We start from the raw sequence: 25,669 nt of genomic DNA, 5'->3' as shown, positions 1-25,669 counted from the left end.
TCCGGCACAAGCGTGCTCTGATGCGGGTGGTCGGCGGGCGGCTGCGCGGCCGCAACATTGCGTCGCCGGTCTCGCGCGACATCCGTCCCACGGCGGATCGTCTGCGCGAGTCGCTGTTCAATATCCTGATGCATGCCTACGGCGACCCCGTCACGGACGCACGCGTCCTCGACCTGTTCGCCGGCACCGGCGCGCTCGGCATCGAGGCGATTTCACGCGGTGCCGGTTTTGTCCTGTTCGTGGACAACGGCGCGGAGGCGCGCGCGCTGCTGCGGCAGAATATCGAGGCGCTGGGCCTCGGCGGTGTCAGCAAGGTGTACCGCCGCGACGCCACCACCCCGGGGCCGGCGCACCCAATGGAGCCGTTCGCGCTGGCATTCCTCGATCCGCCCTACGGCCAGGGTCTGGCCGACAAGGCCGTGGCCGCGCTGCGCGACGGCGGCTGGCTTGTCCCGGGCGCGCTGGTGATCGTGGAAGAGGCGAAAGCCGCCGCGTTTGTTGTGCCTGATGGTTTCGAGGAACTGGAGCGGCGCGCCTATGACGACACCGAGTTCGTCATCATGCGCGCGGTCTCTCAAACGGAAATGTAGCCCGGATGAGCGGAGCGATATCCGGGGCTCCCGCCCCCGCATGTCGCTGCGCTCATGCGGGCTACGAGACAGTTCGTCTTTATCTCCCGACCCCGCTTTCGCCGGCCTTCACCACATAACGCTGCACATCTTCATCGAGCAGCAGCCGCTGCGCCTTCAGCGCGGTCGCCGCATTGGTGACCGCCTTGGCATAGTTGATGTTGCTGCCGTAGCGCTCTTCCAGCGAGAGCCTGGGATCGCCCGATGTGAGCCGCTCCGCTTTGGTTTTGGCGAACGGGATGATCTGGCCGTAGTGATCGCAGCCGTCGCCGGAGGCGCGCGTACCCCAGCCGTTATAGGTCGCGACGGGGACCGCGATGTCGGGCAGGCGAATGCCGGCGATGCCGTTGCCATCGTCGTCGACCTTCGGCACCAGCGCCGGATAGGGCGTGCCCACCAGCCGCGGCGGCAGCGTCGACAGCAGGCCCTTGTCGAATTCCGGCCCGAAGTCCCAGAGATCGCCGGTGTGCATGCGGCCGTTATAGGTAACGCCGGGTATAGCCGGATAACCGATCTTGGATTGTTCGGACGTGGTCAGCGTGCCGTCGGCAGAGCGCGGCAACTGGCTTGCCGGCGGCTCGGTGCCGCGGCTCACCCAGTCGTCCATCGCCACCAGCAGCGCCCGCAGCACCGCATTGCCGACCAGCGGATTGCGCTCCCTGAGGCAATAGCCCTTGCCGGTGTTGGGCACGCCACCGCCATGCGGCGCGCCCGCCACCAGGTACGAGCGCACGTTCGGCGGTTCGCCGATGTCCTTGGCGGTCGTGTCGACATGGAGCATGGCCATGTTCTTCGACCAGTATTCGTTCTCCGAATTGGCCTCGAAGATTTTCGGGCAGGTGTTGGTTTCGAGGCAACGGCGCAGCCGGCCGTCGGTCTTGCCGCTCACCGGATCGGCCACGACCTGGTTGGTGAATGGCCCCTGGAATTCCGGATAGTGCCGGCCGATGTGCTGGCGATGGGTGCGGAACGGCTGCGCGAAGCGGTGGTTCATGAACATGCCGGTGGCGCCGCCGACCCAATTGACCACGCCGTCCACGACCTTGCCGCCGCCGTCGTCGGCATTGAAGCCAAGCCAGACGAAATCATGCATGGTGCGGCAGGGCTGCGAGACGCAGGCGGTGTAGACCTGCTGCACGTCGCCAGCGAACGGATTGGCAGTGCCCGCATCATCTTTCTCGGCGCGCCGGGCGAAACTCGCGAGGTCGCGCACCGCGGCGAAACCAAGTCCGGCTACCACCGGGTTTTTCGCCACATAGCTGAACTCGTACAGCGTGCCCTGCTGGAACGGCGCGCCGCCGGCGAGCTTGATCGCGGTGCCGGCCTCGTTGGCGTAATCCCACTGATCGGCCGGGATCGCCGTCGGCGTGTCGTCATAACGCACACGAACGGTGAGGGTGGCCTTCGATTTGTCGAGTGAGGCGGCAGGATAGGTCAGCGCCCCGGTGAGGGTCTTGCCGTCCTCGATGACGAATTCTTCCATCGAAGGCCCTGTGATCTGCGAGCCATCTGGATTGACGGCGACCGGGACCTTGGTGGTGAAACTGCCACCGCCCGTCGGCGCGCTGATGTCCCAGCCGCTGATCAGGATGTTGTATCCCGCGCGCATCAGGAAGCCGTTGCCGGCGTCGGTTGAGCTGCTCGGCGTGTTGGTCTCGGCTGCATCGTTGAACTGCGCGAACGACAGCACGCGGCCGCGGTTGGTCAGTTCGTACCAGAGCCGGTGGTTGCTTTTGCCGCGGTCGGTCGGCCGCAGCATCATCACATCGGTTTCGTACTCCACCATGCCGCGCGCATTGCGCGGCGCCAGTGCAATGTCGGTGATGACCGCATTGCGCGGATCGCTGGGATCGACCTCGCCGGTCGCGCGTCCCGTCAGTTTCTCATAGGTGCCGACGCCGCCGAAGCTGCGGCCCTCGAAGGCCGGGGATTCCACCTTGGTGATGGTGAGTTTGGTGATCCGGGCCTGCGCCGTGGATGCCGCGATGCACGCGACTACGGCAAGGCCAGCAAGCGCGGCCCGCGACCTCTTCTTCATGAACAGTGCCTCCCTGGTCCGGCGACTTGGTGGTCGCTCGTTGCTATGCGTTTTCCGCACAACTGATTGGCAATTTACTCTCGAAATAAACACTGGCAATGCCACGATGTTAGGGCATGGCCTGCGCAAATGAAATCACCCAAACGTCGTCGGTCGATCGTATGGCGGCGCACTCCTGCGTCGAGCGAAGTATGCCCCCTGATCCGGGGGTGGATACCGGTTCACATCAAGGAAATATGCGCAAAAGAAAAGCCTCCGGCGGGGCACCGCCGGAGGCTTCTGGAGATCTACAAGAGTTGAGAAGAGCCTCCTTTCTTGTTGATCAGAAGCTGCGCAGGATCTGGACCGCGCCGTTGTAGCGGTTCTGATCCTTCATCGTGAAGGCGGAGCCGGCAGCATAGCCCGGGATCGCCGTGCCGGTGCTGGTGAAGGTGCCGGTCAGGTTCTGGTCGAGGCGGCTGTAGATGAACTCAGCCGACAGCGTCAGGTTCTGAACCGGGGTCCAGGACGTCTTGGTGCCGACCTGGGCGACCGCCAGCTTGAAGCTGCCGCCGGCGGTGCCGGCGAAGGTGCCGGTGTTCAGGACGCCGGTGTTGGCGGCCGTGAGCAGCAGCGCATTGCCCGCGGAGCCGTAGTCGATCTGGCTGTACGATCCGAACACCGAGGTCCGCCACTGCGGGGTCCAGTAGTGCTCGTAGTAGGCGCTCACGTCCCAGGCGTTGCTGAGGGAGATGCCGGTGCCGTTCGCGCTGCTGGTTCCGGCGTACACGCCGTCGAGCACATAGCCGAAGCCCAGGGTGTTCTGGGTCGCGATCGCAAACAGACCGCCGCCGGTGGTGTCGACGGTGCCGCCCCAGACGTACTTGGCTGCGCCATGGGCGAACGTGGCTTCAACCTTCAAGCTGTCGCCCACGCCGGTCGGCAGGTTCTTGAGTTCGAAGGCGCCGGTGACCGCATAGCCCCAGGTCGACGACGGCTTGCCGGTGTCGCTGTTGGCCGCGGTGTAGTAGGTGCCGTGCACTTCGTGAGCGGCGGCACCGAAGTGCAGCGAACCCCAGGCCTGGTCGAGGCGGATGTTGCCGACGACGTCGGGAACATGGTCGCCGAGTTGCGCATTGCCGGCGAACGTGACCGCCGACGTGCCGTAGGTGCCTGCGACGGCGCCGAACGGCCCGATGAACGAAGCCGCGCCACCGAGCGTGTTGACGACGCCAGCCGAACGATAGGGCACCGAGTCTTCGAGCGAGATCGTCGCCGACACGCCGTTGCCGAACGACGCGGTGTAGGCGATCTGGTTGATGCCGGTCGCGTTGTTCGAGCCGGTGAGGAAGCCGGAGGTAATGGTCGGCTTGGACAGCGCCCACTGCGGATCGAACTGCGAGACCGCCTTACCGAAGGTGAAGCCCGCGAACTGGATGAACGCGAAGTCGACCTCGACGAAGCCGCCCGCGATGTTCTCACGGCCGCGCGACCAGTCGAACTGCATGTTGGCGTAGGTGCGCAGCACGCCGTATTCGGTGGCGGTGCGGGTGTCGATGAACAGGTTCTGGCGTGCGCGGGTGGTGTAGTAGTCGCGCGAGTAGGCGCCCGAAGCGCCCGCGCCGCCGCGCCAGAACGGCGCATCGTAGACGCCGCCGTTGAATGCGGTGTCGATGCGCAGCGCGCCGCCGATGCGGATGCAGGTGTCGGTGCCCGGGATATAATAGAAGCCCGCGCCGTAGAGCGAGCAGATCTTCACGTACTCGACCGCTTTGGCCTTGACGGGAAGATCGGCTGCCTGTGCGCCGGTCAGCGCGACAAAACCGGCCGCGGTGCCGAGCATAAGGCTCTTGACCATCTTCATGTAACCTCCAAGTTTGCTCAAAAAGGGAGAGTTCCGGTTCCGTCGGTGCGATCGCACGAGCTGGATGGTCCCCTTGTCCCCATTCACCGCCTGGCGCCGAGCCTTTAGACGCCCCTCGGACGACATCGGCGACAACGCCCAGACGGAACGATCCCGGGAAAGCCCCCCGCTTCGTTGGGTCAATAATGCGTGAGTAAAACATGTGATTACAATACGTGAGTTTATAAATGAATTCTTTGTGCGACCAGTGTGATTAAATAGTCACAGGGATGTTACGGGAGCAGCAGGGTCTGGCGCCTTGCGCTGGCTATTTGGCCCATTTAACAAAGACTTCACAAAACATGAGGGGGGTACATGTCTGCCCGACGGGGTTCGTCGCCCAGTGAGACGGCTGCTGACGAGCCCTCCGATGAGGCAGCGGCTCGCGGCGAGGGTGATGCTGTGCGGCGGCAGGACCTAGCCCGGGAGTTCGTCTGGGGAATTCTGGCCGTCTACATGCATTTTGAGGACATTCGCTACGCCTGGGCGGACGTCCTCGGCATCAGCGGCCCGCAATGGCTGATCCTGATGGCCATCCATGATCTCGATCAGGACGGCGGGGTGTCGGTCCGCGACGTCGCCAGGAAGCTCCATGTCGATCGCTCGTTCATCACCACGCAGACCCAGAGTCTCGAAAAGCAGGGCTTCATGAGCCGGACCGTGTCCGCCGAAGATGCCCGCATCGTGCTGATGTCGGTCACCGACAAGGCCCGCAACGAGATCAAGTCGCTGGCTCTCCGTCAGCAGTCCCTCGACGCGTTCATCTTCTCGGACCTGGACGATCAGGCCCTGCGGGATATCGTCGACAAGCTGAAATTGCTCGAGGGCAGGCTGGAAAAGGCGTCGCTAAAGCTCGCCGCGGAGAGCTGATCTAGAGCGTTTCGAGCGAAGTGGATACCGGTTCGCGTGAAGAAAACGCGTCAAAACAAAAAGCTAGAGCCTCAGTTGTGATTCAACCAGAACGGAAAAGGCTCTAGGCTGGCCGGTTCGCCAGACGCGCGGCGATCCAGTCATAGATGAAGTCGTTGTCGATCGCCGGATTGACGCTCTGTCCCGGTAGCGCGGCCCCTTCATGACCGGTGAACGATCGCACGCGGATGTCGAGGCCAGCGTCCCGGTAGATGTCGATGAGTTCGGCGGTCTCGCCGGCGTGGGCCGGATCCTGTTCCGACAGCGCCACCAGCATCGGGCATCTGATCCTCCTGGCGATGCCGAACCGGGACAGCTTGCGAAGCTGCGCCCTGACGTCGTCGGCCTCGCCGTCATCGGAAAGCCATCCGAGCAGGAAAGCCCGCTCGCGCAGATCCCAGATGCCGCCGTCGCAGACTGCCGCTGCGAAGCGATGATCGAGGGCTGCCGCGCGGGACGCAAAGGCCGCACCCAGGCCGTCGCCATAGATCGCGATCCGCTGCGCGTCGACGTCGCCGCGCGCGATCAGGTAATCCACGCAATGGCTGATGGAGATCTCGATGTCATGGCGTCCGATGTTGCGCTTCTGCGGGATCGCGCCCTGGCCTGGAAGATCGACCAGCAGCAGCGACAGGCCGCGCGCCAGCGCGTGGCGCGGCATAGTCGACAGATGCTCTTCCTTGCAGGACGCCGGTCCGCCGAAGCAGATGACGACGGGCGTGCGGGCGCCGCTCGACGGCGCCCGCAGGAAGTAGCCCGGCACGTAGCCGTCTTCCCGATAGGGAATCCGGACGATCTCGCCTGCCGGCTGCAGTTGCGCGAGGTAGTGGTGCGAGCACGATCGCAGGTTGTCCGCCAGCGTCGGATGTCTCAGGTCGTCATCGCCGAGAAAGGCGGCCGCGGCCCGATAGTAGTTCGCCGCCCGCAGCCAGTTGTTCTGCGCGGTGCAGATGTTGCCGTCGGCGAGCGCGAGATCGCCGCGCTCCTTGTTGATGTCGGCGATCATCTTCCATTCCCGATGCCAGCTTTCATCGTCGCCGGGCGTAATCCGGTTCGCCGTCTGGCAACATTCGGTAATTGTGCTGCCGCCGTCCTGCGACGCGCCCAGTACGCGCAGGAACTGCAGGCAGTAATGTTCATTCCGGGGCCAGCGCATCCAGGCGGTAGGATCGGAGCGGAGCAGAGACACGTCGAGAAACACAGCAAGTCACTCCGCGCAGGAAGCGGTTGAGGGACATATGCTGCGTCCTCCCGCTGCGGCCAGCGGGTGACATCTTTTTATCGTCTCTGACACGTGCCCCTCGTATCGGTCGATGAGCCTCACTAATCCGTCGTCGGTGCTATTGATCAAGCAAATAATGTATGAGCGATGCCGGTTTTCTCATCGTGCCGGTGCTCAACGGCACGGCATGGCGCATCGATATCGCCGCTGATGTCAAAATTGTTGCCGTTGATGTCGATATCGGGTTGCGTTTCCGCCGCATACACCATTTGCGTGCATGAAATCGAGACTCACTTGAAGTCGACACGCAATGGAGTCCGGCGTCAGCGCCGCCCAAACAGCCGTTCGATGTCGGCGAGTTTCAGCTCCACATAGGTGGGACGGCCGTGATTGCACTGGCCGGAGTTCGGTGTCACTTCCATCTCGCGCAGCAGCGCGTTCATTTCTTCCGGCTTGAGAATGCGGCCGGCGCGCACCGAGCCGTGGCAGGCCATGGTGGCGGCGACGTGCATCAGCCGGCGCTCCAGCGGCAGCGCCTCGTCCCACTCCGCCATATGGTCGGCGAGATCGCGCAACAGCGACGCCGCATTGGTCTTGCCCAGCAGCGACGGCGTCTCGCGCACCGCCACCGCGCCGGGGCCGAACGACTCGATGGCGAGGCCAAATGTTTCCAGCTCGGTGGCGCGCGCCAGCAGCTTCTCCACGGTCGCCTCGTCCAGCTCGACGATCTCGGGGATCAGCAGGATCTGCCGCTGCACGCCATCGCGCGCCAGCGACGCCTTCAGCTTTTCATAGACAATGCGTTCATGGGCCGCGTGCTGGTCGATCACCACCAGGCCGTCGCGCGTCTGCGAAACGATATAGGTCTCGTGAATCTGGGTGCGCGCGGCGCCGAGCGGCCGGTCGAGCAGGTCTGGCGCAGGCGCAGCCATCGCCGCGCGCACGTCGGCGGTCGGCGCGCCGACATCGAAACGCGGTTGCGGCGAGGCCTGGAAGCCCGGTTGAGCCGGTGCGGTGAACGCTGGTTCGGCGAACGCGGACTCCGCGACTGCGGCCGTACGGTCGAACGGCGTTGCCGCCGGATAAAACGGCGAACGTTGCCAGTCCCAGTTCAGCGGTCTGTTGACGCCGCCCCGGAACGCCGCCACCGCGGCATCGCCGCCATTGGCGGCCGTGCGCCGACCTTCGCGGGCAAGGCCTTCTTTCAACGCATGCACAATGAGTGCGCGTACGAGGCCCGCGTTGCGGAAACGCACTTCGGTCTTGGCGGGATGCACATTGGCGTCGACCTCCTGCGGGTCGAGCGTCACAAACAGCGCCACCACCGGATGGCGGTCACGCGGCAGGTAGTCGGCATAAGCCGCGCGCACCGCGCCGAGAATCAATTTGTCGCGCACCGGGCGGCCATTGACGAACAGGTATTGTCCAAGCGCATTGGCCCGCGTCAGCGACGGCGCCGCCGCGTAGCCCTCCACCACGGTGCCTTCACGCTCGGCGCTGACCTGGATCGCACTTGCGCGAAAGTCCGCGCCGAGAATGTCGCCGAGCCGGGTCAGCCGCCCCGGCGCGCCGGGCAATGCGGCGGCCCAGGTCACCGGCGCGCGCTCTTCGCCGGCGAGGGTGAAGGCGACGTCAGGGCGGGCCATGCCCAGCCGGCGCACAATCTCGCGGATCGCTTCCGCCTCGGTGCGGTCGGTCTTGAGGAATTTCAGTCGCGCGGGCGTGGCGAAAAACAGATCGCTGACTTCGACACGGGTGCCTTGGGTCAGCGCCGCGGGCGCGATGGCGGATTTCGCGCCGCCCTCGACAGTCATGCCCCAGGCATGCGGCTCGCTGGCATGGCGGGTGGTGATGGCAAGCCGCGCCACCGCCCCGATCGACGGCAGCGCCTCGCCGCGAAACCCCAGGGTGCGGATGCGCAGCAGGTCTTCGTCGTCGAGTTTGGAGGTGGCATGGCGGTCGACTGCCAGCGCGAGGTCGTCCCTGGTCATGCCATGGCCGTCGTCGGTAATGGCGATCCGCCGCCGGCCGCCGCCTTCGGTGAAGATGTCGATCCGGCTGGCGCCGGCGTCGATGGCGTTCTCCACCAGCTCTTTCACGGCGCTAGCCGGCCGCTCCACCACTTCGCCTGCGGCGATGCGGTTGACGATGATTTCGGGCAGTTGGCGGACGGGCATGGGCGGCTAGGGACGACTCGCGGAACGGCCCACCAATTTAGGGGTTTTGGGCCGTCTGCGGGAGGGCGAATGGGGCTTTATCCCCGTGCCTCAATTCAGGCCGCAGCCGTGTGCCGGAGCGGCGAGGGCAGCTGTTCCAGCAGCCGGTCGAGTTCCTCCGCCAATCCCTGCGACACCGCCGTCAGCGGCAGGCGGCATTCGGGGGAGGCGATCAGGCCCTGGCGCCACAGGCAGTATTTGAGCGGGATCGGATTGGCTTCCTTGAACAGCGCCGGGATCATCCGCATCAGCGGCGCCCATGTCGCCAGCGCACCGCGATGATCGTTGGCGACATGCAGCCGGAACACGTCCACAAAGGCGTCGGTCGCAAGGTGGCAGGAGGCGAGGATGCCGCCGTCGCCGCCATGGCTGAGGTTGGACAGGAACAGCTCGTCCTCGCCGGTCAACACTGAAAAGCCCTTCGGGCGGTTGGCGAGCAGCTCCAGCGACTGCGCCATGTTGCCGGAGGAGTCCTTGACGCCGACGATGTTCGGCAGCTCCGCTAGCCGCAGCAGGGTGTCGTTGCTCAGATTGACCGAGGTCCGGTAGGGGATGTTGTAGATCAGGATGGGACGGTCGGTGGCCTCCGCGATCGCCGTGAAGTGCTGGCGCAATCCGTCCTGGGTCGGGCGGTTGTAATAAGGGCAGACCGAGAGGATGCCGGTGAAGCCGTGGCGCGACAGCCGCTTGACCGCGCGGATCACCTTGTGAGTGGCGTTGCCGCCGATGCCAACAAACACCGGCGCGCGTCCGGCCACCGCTTCGACCGTCTCCGCCACCAGGGTGTCGATCTCGTCGTCGTCCAGAGCGGGCGCTTCGCCGGTGGTTCCCAGCGGCACGAACCCGGACACGCCGGCGGCGAGGAAATGGTCGATCAGGCGGCGATAACTCGTGAGGTCGATGGCGCCGTCCCTGAATGGCGTAATCAGCGGCGCGAAGACGCCGGTAAGTGTGGTCATGGTCCTGATCCCGATGGCAGACAATCCAGGCCCGGAATCTAGGCCAGAGGCCAGATTTATGATATCTAATGTACTTAAAGAATTACATTAGAATATCTAATAGATTGGCCGAGACATGCACCGGGACATCGACATCACCATCGTTCGCGCCTTCCTTGCGGTGGTAGAAACCGGCAGCGTCACCCGCGCTGCGGAGCTGATGAACCTGTCCCAGGGCGCCATCAGCCAGCAGATCAAGCGGCTGGAGCAGCTGTCCGGCCACGCGCTGTTCGCCCGCGCCGGCCGCCGCCTGATTCTCTCACCGGAGGGGCGCAACCTCACCGTATCGGCGACGCAGCTCGTTGCCGCCAACGACCAGCTCTGGGCGTCGCTGCGCCAACCGGTGTTCCAGGGCGAGGTCCGCTTCGGCGCGCCCTACGACATCATCGGCAGCTACACCCCGCCGATCCTGCGCCGTTTCAGCAAGGCTTTCCCCGCTATCCGGGTGACGCTGATCTGCCAGGATTCGGTGGTGCTGCTGTCGGACTTGAAGGCCGGAAATATCGATCTGGCGCTGACCACCGAGCTCGGCTGCGGCAAGGGCGGCGAGACCCTGCGCAGTGATCGGCTGGTCTGGGCCGGTGCCCGCGGCGGCGAGGCGCACCGGCGTGATCCCTTGCCGGTGTCGCTCGGCGCCGACGCCTGCGTGTTCCGCCCCATCGCGATCGCGGCGCTGCGCAAGGCGCGCCGCGAATGGCTTGCGGTCTGCGAGGTCAGCAACATGGAGCCGGTGCGCGCGACACTGGAGGCGGACCTCGCGGTCGCGCCGCTGCTCGGCCATTCGGTGCCGGACTCTCTCGAGATTCTGACCAGCAAGAGTTTGCCGAAGTTGCCGACGTTCAAGATCAATCTTTATCAGGTGGCGAATCCGAAACCCGTGGTGCTGGCCTTCGCCGATCATGCGCGGCGCTGCATCGCTGCGAATTTGTAAGGTTCCGACTATACGGGCTGGTCGCATACCCCAGCTCTGCGGCTATCGGATTCACACTTCTCTCTGATGCGGCCTCGTCGCGACACATCGCGTTCTTTTGTCGTTGCCGGGCTTGTCCCGGCAACCCCGCTTAGGGACGCACTGCCCTCCCAAGCGAGATCACCGGGACAAGCGCGGTGATGACAGCAGTGGGATGTTTCGTCTCCTGCAATCAATCGTCGATCCGGCCGCCGCGCATCGCCTTGACGTCGCCGCGCTTCTTCTTGCCTTCAAGGCGGCGCTGCTTCGAGCCGAATGTCGGCTTGGTGGCGCGGCGCGGGGTCGGGCGCACGGCGGCATCACGCAACAGATCGACCAGCCGCTCGATCGCGTCCTCGCGGTTGCGCTCCTGGGTGCGATAGCGCTGCGCATGGATGACAATGACGCCGTCCTTGGTCATGCGCTGGCCGGCGAGGCGCTCCAGCCGGACGCCCACGTCGGTCGGCAGCGCCGCACGGCGGGCGTCGAAACGCAGCTGCGCGGCGGTCGAGAGCTTGTTGACGTTCTGGCCGCCCGGGCCGGAGGCGCGGACAAAGCTGATCTCGATGTCGTTTTCGTCGATCGAGATCGAATGGGTAATCCGCAGCATGGCACAACCGGCATTGACCGAATCCCCAGATGGGATTCGGTCCCCAACATACCGCGTTATGCGAGGATTGACCGGCTCAATTTTTGCCGGTCGGCGGCACCGTCTGCGGCTGGGCCGGCTGTGCGGATGCCTCCATCGCGCGTCCGACCACGGTGGTCAGCAGCCCGGGGCCCCACAATCGCTTGGCGACGCGTTTGGCATCCTCCAGCGTGACCGCATCGACCAGGCTGTTGCGCTTTTCGATGTAGTCGATGCCGAGATTGTCGAGCTGGTATTGCACCAGGGCGCCGGCGATCTTCGACGAGGTGTCGAGCGCGAGCATCTGCGACCCCTTGAGATAGGATTTCGCTTCGTCGAGCTCCTTCTGGGTCGGGCCTTCGTCCGCCATCCGGCGGATTTCACTGGCCACGGCGTCGGCGGTCTCGCCGGCGCGGTCGGCGCGGGTCGCGGTCGACCCGACGAACACCGCCGAGCGATTCATCCAGAGCAGAGATTCATAGATCGAGTAGGCGAGGCCGCGCTTTTCGCGAACTTCCTTGTAGAGCCGTGACGACAGCGAGCCACCGCCCAGGATGTGGTTCAGCACATAGGCGGTCATGAAGTCCGGATCGGCTCGCTTCAATCCCGGGCCGCCGAACATGATGACGGTCTGCGGCACGTCCAGCGGCACGAACAGGCGCTGCGGCGGCGCCGCGGCCGCAACCTCCGACACTGGAGTCAGCTCCGCCTTCGCCGGCAGCTTGCCGAAGGTCTGGTCGAGTAGCTTGCCCAGGCTCGTCGCATCGATGTCGCCGACCACGGCGATCTTCAGCGTGTCCTTTGCCAGCACCCGGCGCTGGTAGACCCTGAGATCGGCGACCTGCAGCGTCGGCAGGGTTTCCAGCGTGCCGTTGGACGGCTTGCCGTAGGGATGATCGGGAAACGTTAGCTTCCAGAACGCGCGGGTTGCGAGCGAGGTCGGCGTGGTGCTTTCCCGGCGCAGCGCCGAGATCATCTGCGAGCGGATGCGCTCCACCGGCTCGGCATCGAAGCGCGGCTCGGTCAGGGCCAGCCGCAGCAGGTCGAACGCCTCGTCACGATCGTCCTTGAGCATCCGCAGCGCGCCGCGCAGATAATCGCGCGAGGTCTGGAACGTCATCTGGACGGCGCGGCGTTCGAGGCGGTCGTGAAACGTGCTGGAATCCAGCTCGCCCGCGCCTTCGTCGAGCAGGTTGGCCATCATGTCGCTGACGCCGGGCTTGTCCGCCGGATCCTGCGCGGCGCCGCCGCTGAAGGCGTACTCCATCGCCACCAGCGGCACGGTGGCATCCTGCACCAGCCAGGCCTCGATGCCGCCGGGCGACACCACGCGCTGGATCTTGGTGGCGGCATTCGCCGAGGGCATGCCGAGCGGCAGCATGACGAGCAGGGCTGCGGACGCGAGAGCGCCGCGCATGAATTGGTGACGGCTCAGCTTCACGAGCGCTTCTCCTCGCGCCGCGGCGCTTCCTTGACCAGATAACCGGTGACCGACCGCTTCTTGTCGAGCCAGGTCCGTGCGGCGTCGCGCACCTGGGTGGCGGTGACGGCACGGATCTTTCGCGGCCAGTCGATCACGTTGTCGAGCGACAGCCCCACGGTCAGTGCCGCGCCATACCAGCGCGCCAGCGTGCTCTGGCTGTCCTGGGCGTAGACCGCTTCCGCAATCAGCTGGGTCTTGGCGCGTTCGAGCGTTTCGCTGGAGACGCCGTTCTGCGCGACTTCGGCGATCACCGCATCGATGGTCTGCTCGATCTGCGCGAACTCGACGCCCGGCTTGGGCGATGCCGCGATGGCGAACTGGGTGGCGTCGACAGCCGTGCCCTGGTACCAGGCCGCGGCCGAGATCGCGAGCGGCTTGTCCACCACCAGTGCGCGGTAAAGCAGGGAATTGCTGCCGCTGCCGAGCACCTGGGCCAGCACGTCCAGCGCGGTGCTGTCGTCGCCCGCGGCGGTCGCCGACGGCACCAGATAGTAACGGCGCACGCCGGGCTGCTCGACATGCGGATCGGCCAGCGTCACCGTGCGCGCCGCAATGGGTGTTGGCTCCTGCGGACGGATGCGTTTGGCCGGGATGGCGGGCTGGGCCGCAATCGGCCCGAAGGTCTGCTCCACCATCGGACGGATGTCCTCGGCGGTGACATCGCCGGCGATCACCAGGGTGGCGTTGTTCGGCGCATAGAAGCGCTTGTAGAATTCCAGCGCGTCCTCGCGATTGAGCTTCTCGATCTCCTGGTGCCAGCCGATCACGGGCCGGCCATAGGGATGGTTGAGATAAAGCGCAGCCATGATCTGCTCGGTGAGCCGGGCATCCGGGCTGTTGCCGACGCGCATGTTGTACTCTTCCAGCACCACGTCGCGTTCCGGCAGCACTTCCTCGTTCTTCAGCGTCAGGCCGGTCATGCGATCAGCTTCGAACGCCATCATTTTTGCGAGCTGGTCGCGCGGCACGCGCTGGAAATAGCCGGTGTAGTCGGTGGAGGTGAAGGCGTTCTCGTTACCACCGATGCGGATCACGGTCTGCGAGAATTCGCCGGCGGGATGCTTGGACGTGCCCTTGAACATCAGGTGTTCGAGAAAATGGGCGAGCCCGGATTTGCCCGGCGTCTCGTCGGCGGAGCCGACTTTGTACCAGATCATCTGGGTCACAACCGGCGTGCGATGATCGGGGACCACGACCACCTGCAGGCCGTTGGCAAGGGTGAATGTCGCGGGCTGCTGGCTTGCGGTGGCCTGCGAGGCCTGTTGTGGCGGCGCGGTTTGTGCACCAGCGGAGATGACGGACACGAGCGACAGCGACGCCGCCATCAGCATCGTTGCGGGGCGGATGAGGTCGGCAACACGATGGGACAGGTTCATGCTCTCGCTGATGGATCGCAGTCTAGCGCGGCGTGCGCGGGAAGGGCGCCGGCTGTGCGATCGGGATACGCGCAATACATTTCAAAGTAAGTTGGCTCGAAGATAAGCAGATGACGACGATCCCGCGGCTGATCATGCGGACGGTTGCGGATTTGTCGAGCCGCAACATGCCGGCCAAATCTCAAGACTTCGTGTCTCAAGCGCGCGCGTGCATCGGCTCAGCACGCCAGATCTTAGTTGCGCTTGACGCCCGAATTGGGATCGAGCGGATTGGGGGTCTGCTGGTCGAGCGGCTTCATCGGGCCCGAGCCATAGGCATAGTTCGGCGATGGCGTCTGGTAGCCCACCGGCGGCTGGGTTAGGTTATCGCGGGTCGGTTCGCCCTTGAAGCTGCCGGTCTCGGTCGAATTGCCCTTGAAGAGGCTGGGAATCATGCTGCTGCTGAAGCCGAGCTGATTGGGGTTCAGCATCGGTCCGCTGCCGGTGCCGCCGTAGGCGTCGGGCGTGCTGCCGGGCTGCTGGACCGTCGTCGAGCGCGCCGATTTGCTCCGCTTCGGCGCCAGTTCGGAGGGGGTCAGCGTCCGGTTCATTTCGAACATGTCCGGCTTCGCCTGCTTGGCAGCTTCGGCCGAAGCCTTGCGCTGGGCAACCGTCGGATCCTTCGGCCAGTTCGCGGGCGTTGTCGCCTCGGCCTTGCCGGCCTCCGGCGGCGGCAAATCCGTCGAGCGCGGCACCACCAGCGGCGAGCGCTCGCGATAATCGATGCCCTTGTTGTCCATGTTGGTGCCGCCGAGGCCGCTCATGATGTTCTTCATGATGCGGTCTTCGAGCGGCGTATCGTCTTCGTCGTCATCGCCCGCCCGCGCCGCGCCGGTTGCGAGACAAAGCCCGATGCCGAGCACACAAGCCGCCACGCGCAGGCTGCGCGTCAGCGAGCTCTTCGACATGGGCGACTGCCAACCCAAATACCGACCAACATCTTCGGTCTTGCGCATCGTGCTGTAATCCCGATCACATCGTTTCAACGGTCGCAGAAATCGGCTCTGCTTCAATAACTTGCACAGGCCACTGGGCCGCCGCCCAAGCCGTATTCGGCCGGCATCAGGGCGCTTTTACGGCGACTTTTCCAAAAAAGGAATCATACAAGAGGCCTACGACCCCGGCAACAATCGCCACATCGGCGAGGTTGAACACATACCAGTTGCGGGTTTCTCCCCCGATTTGGACGTGGAACAGGGCAAAATCGACCACCGCGCCATAAATCAGCCGGTCGATGGCGTTGCCGATCGCGCCTCCGATGATCAGGCCGAGGCCGATGGTCGCAATCCAGGCCTGGGAACGGGCCATCCAGATCGCTAGTGCGACCACGGCCACGATCTTTACCCCCACCAGGATGGCCTGGCCCAGCGGTCCCTCGTTCTGGAACCAGCCATAACTGATGCCGGTATTCCAGGCGAGCACCAGGTCGAAAAACGGGGTGACCGCCACCGCCCCGCGGCGGGGGAGATCGAAGCTGTAGAGCAGCCAGGATTTGGCGGCCTGGTCGATGACGATCGTGGCCAGCGCCGCGACCACGCCCCAGCGCAGGGAAGACGAGGTCGCGGGAGCCGCCGTTGCGCTGCCGGTGTCAGACCGCATGGCCCAGCGCTTTCAATTCACGCAGCGCCTGCGCGTCGCGTGGCGAAACGTCGGGATACTCCGGATCGCTGCCGACGGTCGGCAGGATCTTCCAGGAGCGCGCGCACTTGGTGCCGACGGCCGCTTCGATCACCACCGCCACGCCGGGCACGTCGCTCAGGGCGAAAGCGTCCGCTGGCGGATCCTCGGTGCTCAGCATCGCGTTCGAGGTGATGCCGACCTCGGCGAGGTCGACGCCGGCCAGGATCTCGAACACCGTTTCGTCCGCGACATAGACCAGCGGGGAGGCTTCGAGCGAGGAGCCGATCCGCTTGGCCGCGCGCTCCAGCTCCAGCGCGCCGGTGATGACACGGCGAACCGCGCGGATGGTGTCCCACTTGTTCGCCAGCGCATCATTGCGATAATCAGCGAGATCGTCGCGGAACGTGGTCAGGTGCACCGACGGCTCGGCGTCGGGGGTATACATCAGCCAGGCTTCGTCGCAAGTGAACGACAGGATCGGCGCCAGCCACTTCAGGATGGCGTCGCACAAAAGGTCGACGGTGGTCAGCGCCGCCTTGCGCTGAAGCGACGACGGCGGATCGCAGTACAGCGTATCCTTGCGGATGTCGAAGTAGAACGCCGACAGTTCGGTGTTCATGAACGCGGCAAGACTTGAGACCACGGTCTTGTAGTCGAAGTCCGCATAGGCCTGCTGCACCACGGCGTCGATCTCGGCGAGACGGTGCAGCATCAGCCGCTCGAGTTCGGGCATCGCCGTCACCGCGACCCGGTCGTCCGGGGTGAAATGACGCAGCGTGCCGAGCATCCAGCGGATGGTGTTGCGCAGCTTGCGATAGGTCTCGATGGTGTTCTTCAGGATTTCCGGGCCGATGCGCTGGTCGTCGGCGGTGTCGGAACTCGCCACCCACAGCCGCAGGATATCCGCGCCGGACTGCGCCATCACCTTTTGCGGCTCCACCGTGTTGCCGATCGATTTCGACATCTTGCGGCCCTGCTCGTCGAGCGTGAAGCCGTGGGTCAGCACCACGTCATAGGGCGCGCGACCGCGGGTGCCGCTGCTCTCCAGCAGCGAGGAGTGGAACCAGCCGCGATGCTGGTCCGAACCCTCCAGATACATCACGGTGTCCTGGCCGCCGTCGATCTTGCGCTTGATGCCGGCGAGGCTCGGGAAATTCTGCGCGTCCTCCAGCACGAAGGCGTGGGTGGAGCCGGAATCGAACCAGACGTCCAGGATGTCGTCGACCTTGTGCCAGTCGTCCGCCGCGAGCGATCCGAGGAAACGTTCGCGCGCACCTTCGGCATACCAGGCATCGGCGCCTTCCTGCACGAAGGCCTCGGCGATACGCAGGTTGACGGTGTCGTCCTTGAGGATTTCGACCGAGCCGTCGCCCTGTTCGCGCACGAACACCGCGATCGGCACGCCCCAGGCGCGCTGGCGCGACACCACCCAGTCCGGGCGTCCGCTGATCATGCCGTTGATGCGGTTCTGGCCCTGCGGGGGCACCCACCGGGTCACCGAGATCGCATGCAGCGCGCGTGCGCGCAGCGTGTCGCCGGGCTTGGCCGTGCCGTTGTCGGCGATCGGCTTGTCCATGGCGATGAACCATTGCGGCGTGTTGCGGAAGATCACCGGCTTCTTGGAGCGCCAGGAATGCGGATACTGGTGCTTCAGGCGCGAGCGCGCCAGCAGCATGCCGCGCGCGCTCAGCGCCTTGATGACAGCCTCGTTGGCGTCGCCCTTCTCGCCCTTGTCGTTGATTACGCGCTTGCCGGTGAAGTGCGGTGCCTGCTCGGTCAGCGCGCCGTTTTCGTCCACCGTGTAGGGGATCGTCGAGCTGATGCCGCGCGCTTCGAGGGCGCGGGCATTGCTCGTCCAGATGTCGAAGTCTTCGCGACCGTGACCGGGCGCGGTATGCACGAAACCGGTGCCGGCGTCGTCGGTCACATGGTCGCCGTCGAGCAGCGGCACGCGGAATTGATAGCCGCCGTCGAGCCCGGCCAGCGGATGGCTGCATTCCATGGCGGCCAGCACCGAGGCCGGCAGGTCGCCGACCTTCTCGAAGCTGGTCACGCGCGCCTGCTTGAACACGGCCTCCGCCAGTGCGTCGGCAAGGATCAGGAGATCGCCCGTCTTGGCCCAGTTGTCGGCGGGCGCGTCGGTGACGCGATACAGGCCGTAGGCGATCTTCGACGAGAAGCTGACGGCGCGGTTGCCGGGCAGCGTCCAGGGCGTGGTGGTCCAGATCAGCACCGCGGCGTGCGTGACCGCCTGCACCACGGCGGGCGAGGCGTCCTTGCCCGAGGCGAGTTCAATCTGCGCCACCGGAAACTTCACCCAGACCGCGTCGGAGGTGTAGTCCTCGTATTCGACTTCGGCTTCGGCCAGTGCGGTCTTTTCCACCACCGACCACATCACCGGCTTGGAGCCGCGATACAGCGTGCCGTTGGCGGCGAACTTCATGATCTCGCGCGCGATCTGGGCTTCCGCCGGGAAGCTCATGGTGGTGTAGGGATGCGCCCAGTCGCCGACCACGCCGAGCCGCTTGAACTCCTCGCGTTGCACGTCGAGCCAGTGGGTGGCGTAGGCGCGGCATTCGCGCCGGAACGCGATCATCGCGGCGGAATTTTTCAGGTCCGGCTTCTGCTTGCCCTTGGAGCGGTAGTTCTCTTCCTCGATCTTCCATTCGATCGGCAGGCCGTGGCAGTCCCAGCCCGGCACATAGTTGGAATCGAAGCCGAGCATCTGCTGGCTGCGGGTCACCAGGTCCTTCAGGATCTTGTTCAGCGCATGCCCGATATGGATGTGGCCGTTGGCATAGGGCGGCCCGTCATGCAGCACGAATTTGGCGCGGCCCTTCGCGGTTGCTCGCAACTGGCCGTACAGGTCGATCTCGGTCCAGCGTTTCAGGATTTCCGGCTCGCGCTGCGGCAGGCCGGCGCGCATCGGGAATTCCGTCTGCGGCAGGTACAGGGTCTTGGAATAGTCATGCCCCTCGGCGGGAGCGTCGGTCTTGGTCGGCTTGTCGGTCATGATGAATAAGGCTCGGCGGTACGGCGCGAAAAAGCGATTCAGCGCGGAATTTCAGGGGGTAACGAGGCCATCCCGGTCTTGCGCGCGAGCGTGACGCTCAGGCGGAAGCCGGGCCGCTAATGCTGCTGATGATGCGCCGCGCGGTCATAGGCTGCTCATTAGCAAACCGACGGGGCATCGGAAAGGCCCGCAACGGGCTCAAAAGTTCGGCGTTCGGCTCCCAAGGGGAGTCTGCCCCTCTGGGTTAGGTGCACCCGTCGCTGATGGTCTGACGATACCTGCTGTTCGGACCTTGAGGTGGCAAGAGCCGACACGTCCCGGCCCCGTCGCTGCGTAGGCTTGACGGCAACTACTAAGTGACGCTATATACTAGTAGTTAGTAACGCTTAGTAGATCGAGGAGGTGGTCCCGTGGGCAAGCAGATGACGGAGATGCTCAAGGGCACGCTGGAGGGCATCGTCCTCGCGCTTCTGTCCGTGCAGCCCGCGTATGGCTACGAGATCACGGCACGGTTGCGGGAACAGGGCTTCTCCGACATCGCCGAAGGCACCGTCTACGCCCTGCTGATCAGGATCGAGCAACGCGGCTTTGTCGACGTGAAGAAGATCCCGTCCGAGAAGGGGCCGCCGCGCAAGGTGTATTCGCTCAACGCGCAGGGACGAGAGTATCTCGACGAGTTCTGGAGAACGTGGAGCTTCCTCACAGAACGACTCGAACAGCTTCGCGAAGGAAGGACTTAGACATGGTTGCAGGGTGGATCGAAAAGGTCACAGGGTCGATTGAGCAGAAGAAGCGCTACTGGCAGTACAAGGAGCGCACGAAGCAGCTTCCTACGAACTATCGCACGGCGATCGAGGCACTGGATCGGTACCTGACGTATTTCGGCGGGATCACGAAAGGCGACACCGTGGTGTCGATGCTGGAGGATCTCGTCGATCTCTTCGAGCAGAGCGCGGCGAGCGGAACACCGATCCGTGCGATCGTCGGGGAAAACCCGGTGGAGTTCGTGGAGACGTTTCTCCAGAACTACGCGGAGGGCCAGTGGATCGACAAGGAGCGGAAACGGCTGGTCGAGGCCATTGATCGCGTCGCGGGCAATGAACCGTAACGAACGGAGATCGGGATCAATCCGTGACAATCCCAAGGGGTGGAAACGCCTCCGGCGCGGCCGCCAGTGCCGCCCGGGCCCGGGCGCTGTCGTCATCCATCTGCCGGATCAGCGGTTCGATGCCCTCGAATTTCAGCTCTTCGCGCAGATAGGCGATGAAGGCGACATCGAGCCGGCTGCCGTAGAGATCGCCCTTGAAATCGAACAGGAACACCTCGAGCAGCGGGGCGCCGTTGTCGAAGGTCGGGCGGCGGCCGAAGCTCGCCACGCCGTCGAAGCGTTCGCTGCCGCGCCCGATCCGCACCGCATAGATGCCGTGCCGGAGCCCGCAGGCCGGATCGAGCCGGATATTGGCGGTGGGGTAGCCGAGATCGCGCCCGCGCTTCTCGCCATGGATCACCTCGCCGGAGATGAACCAGGGATAGCCGAGCAGCGCGCCGGCCTCATCGAGCTGGCCCTGTCCCAGCGCATTGCGGATGGCGGTCGACGACACCGCCCGTCCCTCGACATCGATATGCGACTGGATGTGCACCTCGATGCCGAGCTTGGGCGCCTCGGCCGCCAGCAGCGCCGGCGAGCCGGTGCGGCCCTTGCCGAAATGGAAGTCGAAGCCGACCGAAATGCCGCTGATGCCGAGCCGCCCGATCAGATCGTGGTTAATGAAGTCCATGGCGGTGGTGCGGGCGCGCGCGGCGTCGAAAGTCATCACCACCGCGCCGGTGAGCCCGGTCGAGGCCAGCAGCCGCAGCTTGTCCGGCAGGTCGGTAAGTTTGAATTGTGGGGTGTTGGGGCTGAAAAAGCTGCGCGGATGCGGCTCGAACGTCACGGCCAGCGCCGGCCGGCCGCGGACGCGGGCCATATCGAGCGCGGCCGATATCACCGCCCGGTGCCCGAGATGGACGCCGTCGAAATTGCCGAGCGCCACCACGGCGCCCCTGGGGATTGCGTCGAGGGGAGTGTTGTCGCGAATAACGGTGAAATCGGTCGGCATCGCAGTCTGCGGAGGCGAAGGAGCGGTCATGATCGGGCGACGGTGAAGCCTCCCCGTGCCGGAAGTCAAGCCGGCAGGGCGCCGTTCCAGGAGCGGGTCCGATGGTGGCCGGTTAACGTGCTGTTTAAGGGCTGATGCTAGGTGTTGAGAGCGAGTGGAACAGCCCCGGCATTTTCCGCAGGGGCCGTGACATCGCGGTGCCAAGCCGGCGGGGCCATCCCACCGCGGCATCAGCGGGGGCGCGCCAGGACGGCGACAGGGAGCACATGTGATGGCGATGGATTTGTCGATGTCGGTTCTGGTGGTGGATGACTACAGCACCATGATCCGCATCATTCGGAATCTTCTGAAACAGCTCGGGTTCGAGAACATCGACGATGCCAGCGACGGCTCGGCGGCGCTCAACAAGATGCGCGGCAAGAAGTACGGTCTGGTGATTTCCGACTGGAACATGGAGCCGATGACCGGCTACGACCTGCTGAAGGAGGTCCGCGCCGATCCCAATCTGGCGATGACCCCGTTCATCATGATCACCGCGGAATCCAAGACCGAGAACGTCATCGCCGCCAAGAAGGCCGGCGTGAACAACTACATCGTCAAGCCGTTCAACGCGGCGACGCTGAAGACCAAGATCGAAGCGGTATTCCCGGATCACGCCAACGCGTAAGACGCGCGACGGATTTCACTGCTGGATAGATTTGCGGCCGGGCTTTGTCCCGGCCGTTGTTGTTTGTGATGGTTGTACGGCAAGCATTCCCCGCACGACCGCTGCGACGTCGATGCATCACCCGTCGATCGCGGCACCCAGCTGCGTCACCGTGCTGCCGAGGCCGAGCAGCACGTCCAGCGCGACCAGTGTCGGCAGCGCGACGGCGGCGGTCGGCGCACTGTCCTTGGTCATGATCAGGAACTTGAACAGACGTCCGATCTGCGGAACGATGATGTTGGCCTGGTCCCATCCCGTATAGGCCGCCTTGTCGTCGCCCTGCTCATGCAGGGCGATCGCGGCCACGGTGATCATGACCGCCCCGAAGCAGGTATCGATGGGCGGACCGTACTGATCCGTGAAGCGCATCAGGCCGCCCGTCGCGCCGGTGGCGATCAAATCGCATCCGAACGGGAACAGGGACCCGAGCCAGACACCGAGTGTCCAGCCGTCCGCCGCGCCCGACAGGCCGTTCATCAGATTGAAGGGCGCGCTCAAGACCTGCGCCGTCGCGCTGCAGAACAGCGTCCCCCAGGACAAGTACTTCTTGAAGTCCGGCAGCGGCTCCTCCTCCTCCTCCTCCGGCTGGAAGGCCAGAACGTCCGCGCCTGTCGACGTCACCATGAGGAGGAGGTTGGCGAGGCCGGCGATGACGCCCGCCGTCCGCATGTAAGTCGGCACGGCCGCGGCGGTGAGCTGCGGACGTTTCGCCAGCATCGCCGGCGCGCTTGCGAGCTGCGGCCAGGGCAGTCCGTTGGTCTCGATGTCCACGGCCTCCGCTTCGGTGAACGGCGCCACGCCCTTGCTGATCAGCACCTTGTAGAGGATCGTGCAGGGCACGGCGAGCACGAGGCTCAGCGCGTTGAGGATGGTGAAGGGTTCGCCGGCGGGATTGTCCGTCGTCTTGGTGATCTGCGTGAAGAGCCAGGAGATGATCGGGATATCGAGCGTGGTGTTGCTCCAGATCCCCAGCATGGCGTCGATCGCGTCGCTGAGCAGCTTCAGGATGGCGATGATGATGTCTTCGATGGCGCCGAGCGCGAAGTTGGTGAGGTCGTTCAGCGCCTTCAGCAGGTCGACGATGACGATATCGAAGAACTGGCGGAAGTCGCTGACCTGCGCCTGGAGCGTCGTCTGCAGCGTATGGACATGGCCGTTGAAGGTGTCGCCGGCCACGTTGCTCTGGATCAGGCTCAGCACGCTCTGCATCGAGCCCGTGCCGCTGCCGCCGCCGCTGCTACTGCTGGTGCTGCTGTAATACGCCTTCATATGGTTGTGCACGTAGTTCGATCGCGCCCCGTTCTGGTTGTAGGCGGTCGAGGCCGGCTGGCCGGCGAGCGCGCCGCCCGTCCCGCCGAGCGGACTTGATCCGGCGCCGCTCGCCATGGTGTTGAAGGTCTGCGTCTGTTCGAAATACGATTCCAGGTTGGTGAAGAAATCTGTGACGTCGCCCTGCAATGTGCTGAACTTGGCCTGCACGAAGCTCTCCGCCGTGCCGATCGCGCCCTGCGCCGCGGTGAGGCCGGACGTCACCGCCTTCCTGATCACGCGTTGCGTGATCAGGATGTCGTCCCACTCGAACAGCTGCTTCAGCCAGTTGATCGCGTTCTTCACCGCGTCATAGGCGTCGATCGCGGCGCCGGCCACGCCCTGCACGATCCGGCTGAAGATCGTCTCCAGCGCCTGGCCGGCCTCGCGCACCGTGTTGACCACGAGCGGCAGCGCGTCGTTGAAAATCACCGTCAGCTCGGTGCCGATGGTGACGGTGATCTTTTCGAGCTGCTGCCAGGCGTGCTTGAAGAAGTTGGCGACGTCGCCAAAGATCGTGCCGATGATACTGCCGACCGCGGTTTGTGCCTGCGCATGCTGTCTGGCGGCGAAACCCTCGGCCTCGCTCAGCACCTGAAATTTTGCCGCCTCGCCGTCCCGGCCGAAATCGATGCTCCAGTGCTTCACCGCCACATTGGCAAGCGACAGCGTATTGGTGGTGGTGTCGACATTCTGCGGCAGCAGCCATTGCCCGGCGTTGTTGATCGACGTCACAATCCCGGAGGGATCCGGATACGTCGTGTTGAGCAGCGGGAGCAGCGGCGGAGTGGGGTTCTGCAGCGTGCTGGCGGTCAGCGGCCAGTTCGGGTCCTGCCCGGCGAGGCGCGAAGCGACGCAGGCCGGCGCGTGCGCCGGCACCGGTAGCGTCTCGCCCTGCTTCAACTCCACCTGGTCGCCCTGGCAGCTGCGCTGCGCGGTCGAGCCGTCGGTGTTGGTCACTTGGAAGAGCAAAGGCGGCATCGACAGCGTGGTGGTTTCGATCAGCACGCAGGCCTGGCCCACAGGATCAGCCTGGATCTGCACCGGCGGCGTCCCGGGGCCGATCGGATAGGACACGCCGGCTACCAGCAGCACCACCGGCTGGTCGCTTGAGACCGAGATCAGCGCCTTGGGGATCGGCACCTGGTTGGCGTCCACCACCGTCAGGTTCATCGATGTGCCGGCGATGTTGGTCGGCGTCGCGGTGCTCGCGGCCGGCGCCGCGATCGCCCGCGTCGACCAGGTGAGGTCGGTCAGGTTCTGCGTCATGTGATAGGCAGTCAGGCTCGGATCGACCAGGAACAGCTCGGGGCCGCCCGCCATCACAGCCGGCGCAGCGATCGCGCTCACCGTGTTGCCCAGCGGCACCCACGCGTCGAAGCTCGGCGTGTTGCCGTTGCTGCCGGACTGGCGCAGGATCCACAGCATCTGCGTTGTCGTCTCCGACACCATCACGTGCAGATTGCCGGTCGCGTCCACGCCGGCTGACGCCGACACGACGCCGGCCGGCTGGCTGTCGTCGACGCCGGTCAGGGGACTCACGGCGCCGATCGACTGGGTGTAGCCCAGGACCATGTACAGCGTTCCCATACCATCGACGATCAGCAGATTGTCCGCGCCCGCGCTGCCGGGCAGCGGCACGATCGCGCTGACGGTCAGCCCGGTGAGGCTGGAGGCGAAGGACGACGGGGTGCCCGGCATGGCGAAGCTCGGGCTCGACGTTGTCGGGTCGATGGCGATGGTGGCGCCCTGGCAATAGATGATGTCCTGGTCGATCCACACCACGTTGACGCCGCCATCGTTGCCGGGCAGCAGGCGGAACGCGGCACCGGTCGTGATCTTCGGCGTGAAGATATCAAGCAGTTGTTCGTACAGCACATCCCAGGCGCCGGTGCCGTCGCCGCCGCTCGGATCGTACCCGACCACGAAGAACGCGCCGGTGTGGTGCTTGCCTTGGCCGTCACTGATGTTGCCGGAGACGCCGTAGAGATAGGCGTTGCCGGCGGCGTCGACATAGGTGTCGGTCTGGAAGGTGAAGCCGAGCGCGTTCTGCGCATTGCCGGTCAGGGCGGCCGCGGTCCAGCCGCCGGCCGCGCTCCATTGCATCCATGTCGCCGCATTGCCGTTGCCGATGGGGGTGCTGATCGGGAAATAGGCCAGTGCCTGGGTGGTGCCCAATTGCGCGAAGGCGGCGAGCCGCGCGATCTCGCCGGAGGCGCCGCTTGGCACCGGCACGCCGCTCGTGGTGGCGGTCGACCAGCCCGAATGCGAGCTGGAGTCCGGAGTGAACAGCACCAGATTATCACCGGAGGAATCCACCGCCAGCAGGCTCGCCCACTGCGCCGTCGCGGTTGGGTCCTGCACCGCGACAAAGCGGCCGTTCGGGTTCGGGCCGACCGGAGCGTCCATGGTCAAGAGGTAGTCGTCGATCAGGCTCGCGGTGATCTGGATATCGCTGGCAGTCGCAACCATGGTCTGTCTCCGGGCAAAGGTGAACGGGACCGCGCATGATCCCCGCGCAAACGCGTCGCGTTTGTCGCGCGGAGATGACGCG

General features: G+C 65.0%; 20 protein-coding genes. 7 read left to right on the top strand and 13 right to left on the bottom strand.

Going from position 1 to position 25,669, the window contains the following annotated elements; all coding sequences use genetic code 11:
• Window positions 1–20: 20 nt before the first annotated feature.
• Entirely contained in the window at window positions 21–590 is a 570-nt protein-coding gene (rsmD, locus tag RS897_RS03440) for a 16S rRNA (guanine(966)-N(2))-methyltransferase RsmD (protein ID WP_315838508.1), read from the top strand.
• 79 nt (window positions 591–669) lie between these two features.
• Here the strand turns inward: rsmD and RS897_RS03435 are convergent, their stop codons facing one another.
• Both RS897_RS03435 and RS897_RS03430 read right to left on the bottom strand, forming a co-directional pair.
• Window positions 670–2,667 carry an alpha/beta hydrolase domain-containing protein gene (locus RS897_RS03435; RefSeq protein ID WP_315835201.1) on the bottom strand — a complete coding sequence of 666 codons (1,998 nt, stop codon included), beginning with the start codon at window positions 2,665–2,667 and terminating at the stop codon, window positions 670–672.
• A 322-nt stretch (window positions 2,668–2,989) separates the two neighbouring features.
• The gene (locus RS897_RS03430) at window positions 2,990–4,510 is read right to left on the bottom strand and encodes a porin (protein ID WP_315835200.1); all 1,521 of its coding nucleotides are present in this window, start codon (window positions 4,508–4,510) and stop codon (window positions 2,990–2,992) included.
• A 354-nt stretch (window positions 4,511–4,864) separates the two neighbouring features.
• Between RS897_RS03430 and RS897_RS03425 the strand changes: the two genes are divergently transcribed.
• Window positions 4,865–5,419 carry a MarR family winged helix-turn-helix transcriptional regulator gene (locus tag RS897_RS03425; RefSeq protein ID WP_315835199.1) on the top strand — a complete coding sequence of 185 codons (555 nt, stop codon included), beginning with the start codon at window positions 4,865–4,867 and terminating at the stop codon, window positions 5,417–5,419.
• A 103-nt stretch (window positions 5,420–5,522) separates the two neighbouring features.
• Here the strand turns inward: RS897_RS03425 and RS897_RS03420 are convergent, their stop codons facing one another.
• Window positions 5,523–6,614: an alpha/beta hydrolase family protein gene (locus tag RS897_RS03420; RefSeq protein WP_315835198.1), complete on the bottom strand. Its 1,092-nt coding sequence runs from the start codon at window positions 6,612–6,614 to the stop codon at window positions 5,523–5,525.
• Between the two features lie 206 nt (window positions 6,615–6,820).
• Between RS897_RS03420 and RS897_RS03415 the strand changes: the two genes are divergently transcribed.
• Window positions 6,821–6,961 (top strand): hypothetical protein, encoded by a 141-nt coding sequence (locus RS897_RS03415; protein ID WP_315835197.1) that lies wholly within the window; start codon window positions 6,821–6,823, stop codon window positions 6,959–6,961.
• Window positions 6,962–7,003: 42 nt separating this feature from the next.
• Here RS897_RS03415 and mutL read toward each other — a convergent pair whose 3' ends face one another.
• Together mutL and dapA are read right to left on the bottom strand one after the other, a co-directional pair.
• Window positions 7,004–8,857, bottom strand: coding sequence for a DNA mismatch repair endonuclease MutL (gene mutL, locus RS897_RS03410; protein WP_315835196.1), 1,854 nt, complete (start codon window positions 8,855–8,857; stop codon window positions 7,004–7,006).
• 95 nt (window positions 8,858–8,952) lie between these two features.
• On the bottom strand, window positions 8,953–9,855 hold the full coding sequence (dapA, locus tag RS897_RS03405) for a 4-hydroxy-tetrahydrodipicolinate synthase (RefSeq protein ID WP_315835195.1): 903 nt from the start codon (window positions 9,853–9,855) through the stop codon (window positions 8,953–8,955).
• Window positions 9,856–9,970: 115 nt separating this feature from the next.
• Here dapA and RS897_RS03400 point away from each other — a divergent pair, with 115 nt between their 5' ends.
• On the top strand, window positions 9,971–10,825 hold the full coding sequence (locus RS897_RS03400) for a LysR family transcriptional regulator (RefSeq protein ID WP_315835194.1): 855 nt from the start codon (window positions 9,971–9,973) through the stop codon (window positions 10,823–10,825).
• 211 nt (window positions 10,826–11,036) lie between these two features.
• On the opposite strand, the gene arfB is transcribed toward RS897_RS03400, so the two are convergent.
• The 6 genes from arfB to ileS all read right to left on the bottom strand — a co-directional run bounded on the left by arfB (window position 11,037) and on the right by ileS (window position 19,002).
• Window positions 11,037–11,453 (bottom strand): alternative ribosome rescue aminoacyl-tRNA hydrolase ArfB, encoded by a 417-nt coding sequence (arfB, locus tag RS897_RS03395; RefSeq protein WP_315835193.1) that lies wholly within the window; start codon window positions 11,451–11,453, stop codon window positions 11,037–11,039.
• Window positions 11,454–11,529: 76 nt separating this feature from the next.
• A complete protein-coding gene (locus RS897_RS03390; RefSeq protein WP_407654526.1) occupies window positions 11,530–12,888 on the bottom strand; it encodes a M16 family metallopeptidase in 1,359 nt (452 codons plus the stop codon).
• A 20-nt stretch (window positions 12,889–12,908) separates the two neighbouring features.
• Window positions 12,909–14,285 (bottom strand): M16 family metallopeptidase, encoded by a 1,377-nt coding sequence (locus RS897_RS03385; protein WP_315838506.1) that lies wholly within the window; start codon window positions 14,283–14,285, stop codon window positions 12,909–12,911.
• Between the two features lie 278 nt (window positions 14,286–14,563).
• Window positions 14,564–15,277 carry a hypothetical protein gene (locus RS897_RS03380; RefSeq protein WP_315835192.1) on the bottom strand — a complete coding sequence of 238 codons (714 nt, stop codon included), beginning with the start codon at window positions 15,275–15,277 and terminating at the stop codon, window positions 14,564–14,566.
• A 154-nt stretch (window positions 15,278–15,431) separates the two neighbouring features.
• Complete coding sequence (gene lspA / locus RS897_RS03375) at window positions 15,432–15,968, bottom strand: signal peptidase II (protein ID WP_315835191.1); 537 nt, start codon at window positions 15,966–15,968, stop codon at window positions 15,432–15,434.
• On the bottom strand, window positions 15,958–19,002 hold the full coding sequence (gene ileS / locus RS897_RS03370; protein ID WP_315835190.1) for an isoleucine--tRNA ligase: 3,045 nt from the start codon (window positions 19,000–19,002) through the stop codon (window positions 15,958–15,960). The genes lspA and ileS overlap by 11 nt, the downstream gene beginning before the upstream one ends.
• 410 nt (window positions 19,003–19,412) lie before the next feature.
• On the opposite strand from ileS, the gene RS897_RS03365 reads away from it, so the two are divergent.
• Together RS897_RS03365 and RS897_RS03360 are read left to right on the top strand one after the other, a co-directional pair.
• Window positions 19,413–19,742 (top strand): PadR family transcriptional regulator, encoded by a 330-nt coding sequence (locus RS897_RS03365; protein WP_315835189.1) that lies wholly within the window; start codon window positions 19,413–19,415, stop codon window positions 19,740–19,742.
• A gap of 2 nt (window positions 19,743–19,744) precedes the next feature.
• Window positions 19,745–20,110, top strand: a complete 366-nt coding sequence (locus RS897_RS03360) for a DUF1048 domain-containing protein (RefSeq protein ID WP_315835188.1) — start codon at window positions 19,745–19,747, stop codon at window positions 20,108–20,110.
• Between the two features lie 16 nt (window positions 20,111–20,126).
• Here RS897_RS03360 and RS897_RS03355 read toward each other — a convergent pair whose 3' ends face one another.
• Window positions 20,127–21,101, bottom strand: coding sequence for a bifunctional riboflavin kinase/FAD synthetase (locus RS897_RS03355; protein ID WP_315835187.1), 975 nt, complete (start codon window positions 21,099–21,101; stop codon window positions 20,127–20,129).
• 271 nt (window positions 21,102–21,372) lie between these two features.
• Here RS897_RS03355 and RS897_RS03350 point away from each other — a divergent pair, with 271 nt between their 5' ends.
• Window positions 21,373–21,768, top strand: coding sequence for a response regulator (locus RS897_RS03350; RefSeq protein WP_315835186.1), 396 nt, complete (start codon window positions 21,373–21,375; stop codon window positions 21,766–21,768).
• A gap of 117 nt (window positions 21,769–21,885) precedes the next feature.
• On the opposite strand, the gene RS897_RS03345 is transcribed toward RS897_RS03350, so the two are convergent.
• Window positions 21,886–25,587: a phage tail family protein gene (locus tag RS897_RS03345; RefSeq protein WP_315835185.1), complete on the bottom strand. Its 3,702-nt coding sequence runs from the start codon at window positions 25,585–25,587 to the stop codon at window positions 21,886–21,888.
• Window positions 25,588–25,669: the final 82 nt, after the last annotated feature.

The sequence above is a fragment of the Bradyrhizobium prioriisuperbiae genome (genome assembly GCF_032397745.1).
In the GTDB taxonomy this organism is placed as follows: domain Bacteria; phylum Pseudomonadota; class Alphaproteobacteria; order Rhizobiales; family Xanthobacteraceae; genus Bradyrhizobium_A; species Bradyrhizobium_A prioriisuperbiae.
The sequence above is the reverse complement of the archived record's forward strand: the minus strand, read 5'-3'. Positions and strand labels throughout refer to the sequence as shown.

Bases quoted from the DNA above. Each gene is read 5' to 3' on its own strand.
- rsmD (WP_315838508.1), top strand. From the start codon at position 21: ATGCGGGTGGTCGGCGGGCGGCTGCGCGGCCGCAACATTGCGTCGCCG.
- RS897_RS03435 (WP_315835201.1), bottom strand. From the start codon at position 2,667: ATGAAGAAGAGGTCGCGGGCCGCGCTTGCTGGCCTTGCCGTAGTCGCG.
- RS897_RS03430 (WP_315835200.1), bottom strand. From the start codon at position 4,510: ATGAAGATGGTCAAGAGCCTTATGCTCGGCACCGCGGCCGGTTTTGTC.
- RS897_RS03425 (WP_315835199.1), top strand. From the start codon at position 4,865: ATGTCTGCCCGACGGGGTTCGTCGCCCAGTGAGACGGCTGCTGACGAG.
- RS897_RS03420 (WP_315835198.1), bottom strand. From the start codon at position 6,614: ATGCGCTGGCCCCGGAATGAACATTACTGCCTGCAGTTCCTGCGCGTA.
- RS897_RS03415 (WP_315835197.1), top strand. From the start codon at position 6,821: ATGAGCGATGCCGGTTTTCTCATCGTGCCGGTGCTCAACGGCACGGCA.
- mutL (WP_315835196.1), bottom strand. From the start codon at position 8,857: ATGCCCGTCCGCCAACTGCCCGAAATCATCGTCAACCGCATCGCCGCA.
- dapA (WP_315835195.1), bottom strand. From the start codon at position 9,855: ATGACCACACTTACCGGCGTCTTCGCGCCGCTGATTACGCCATTCAGG.
- RS897_RS03400 (WP_315835194.1), top strand. From the start codon at position 9,971: ATGCACCGGGACATCGACATCACCATCGTTCGCGCCTTCCTTGCGGTG.
- arfB (WP_315835193.1), bottom strand. From the start codon at position 11,453: ATGCTGCGGATTACCCATTCGATCTCGATCGACGAAAACGACATCGAG.
- RS897_RS03390 (WP_407654526.1), bottom strand. From the start codon at position 12,888: ATGCGCGGCGCTCTCGCGTCCGCAGCCCTGCTCGTCATGCTGCCGCTC.
- RS897_RS03385 (WP_315838506.1), bottom strand. From the start codon at position 14,285: ATGCTGATGGCGGCGTCGCTGTCGCTCGTGTCCGTCATCTCCGCTGGT.
- RS897_RS03380 (WP_315835192.1), bottom strand. From the start codon at position 15,277: ATGTCGAAGAGCTCGCTGACGCGCAGCCTGCGCGTGGCGGCTTGTGTG.
- lspA (WP_315835191.1), bottom strand. From the start codon at position 15,968: ATGCGGTCTGACACCGGCAGCGCAACGGCGGCTCCCGCGACCTCGTCT.
- ileS (WP_315835190.1), bottom strand. From the start codon at position 19,002: ATGACCGACAAGCCGACCAAGACCGACGCTCCCGCCGAGGGGCATGAC.
- RS897_RS03360 (WP_315835188.1), top strand. From the start codon at position 19,745: ATGGTTGCAGGGTGGATCGAAAAGGTCACAGGGTCGATTGAGCAGAAG.
- RS897_RS03355 (WP_315835187.1), bottom strand. From the start codon at position 21,101: ATGCCGACCGATTTCACCGTTATTCGCGACAACACTCCCCTCGACGCA.
- RS897_RS03350 (WP_315835186.1), top strand. From the start codon at position 21,373: ATGGCGATGGATTTGTCGATGTCGGTTCTGGTGGTGGATGACTACAGC.
- RS897_RS03345 (WP_315835185.1), bottom strand. From the start codon at position 25,587: ATGGTTGCGACTGCCAGCGATATCCAGATCACCGCGAGCCTGATCGAC.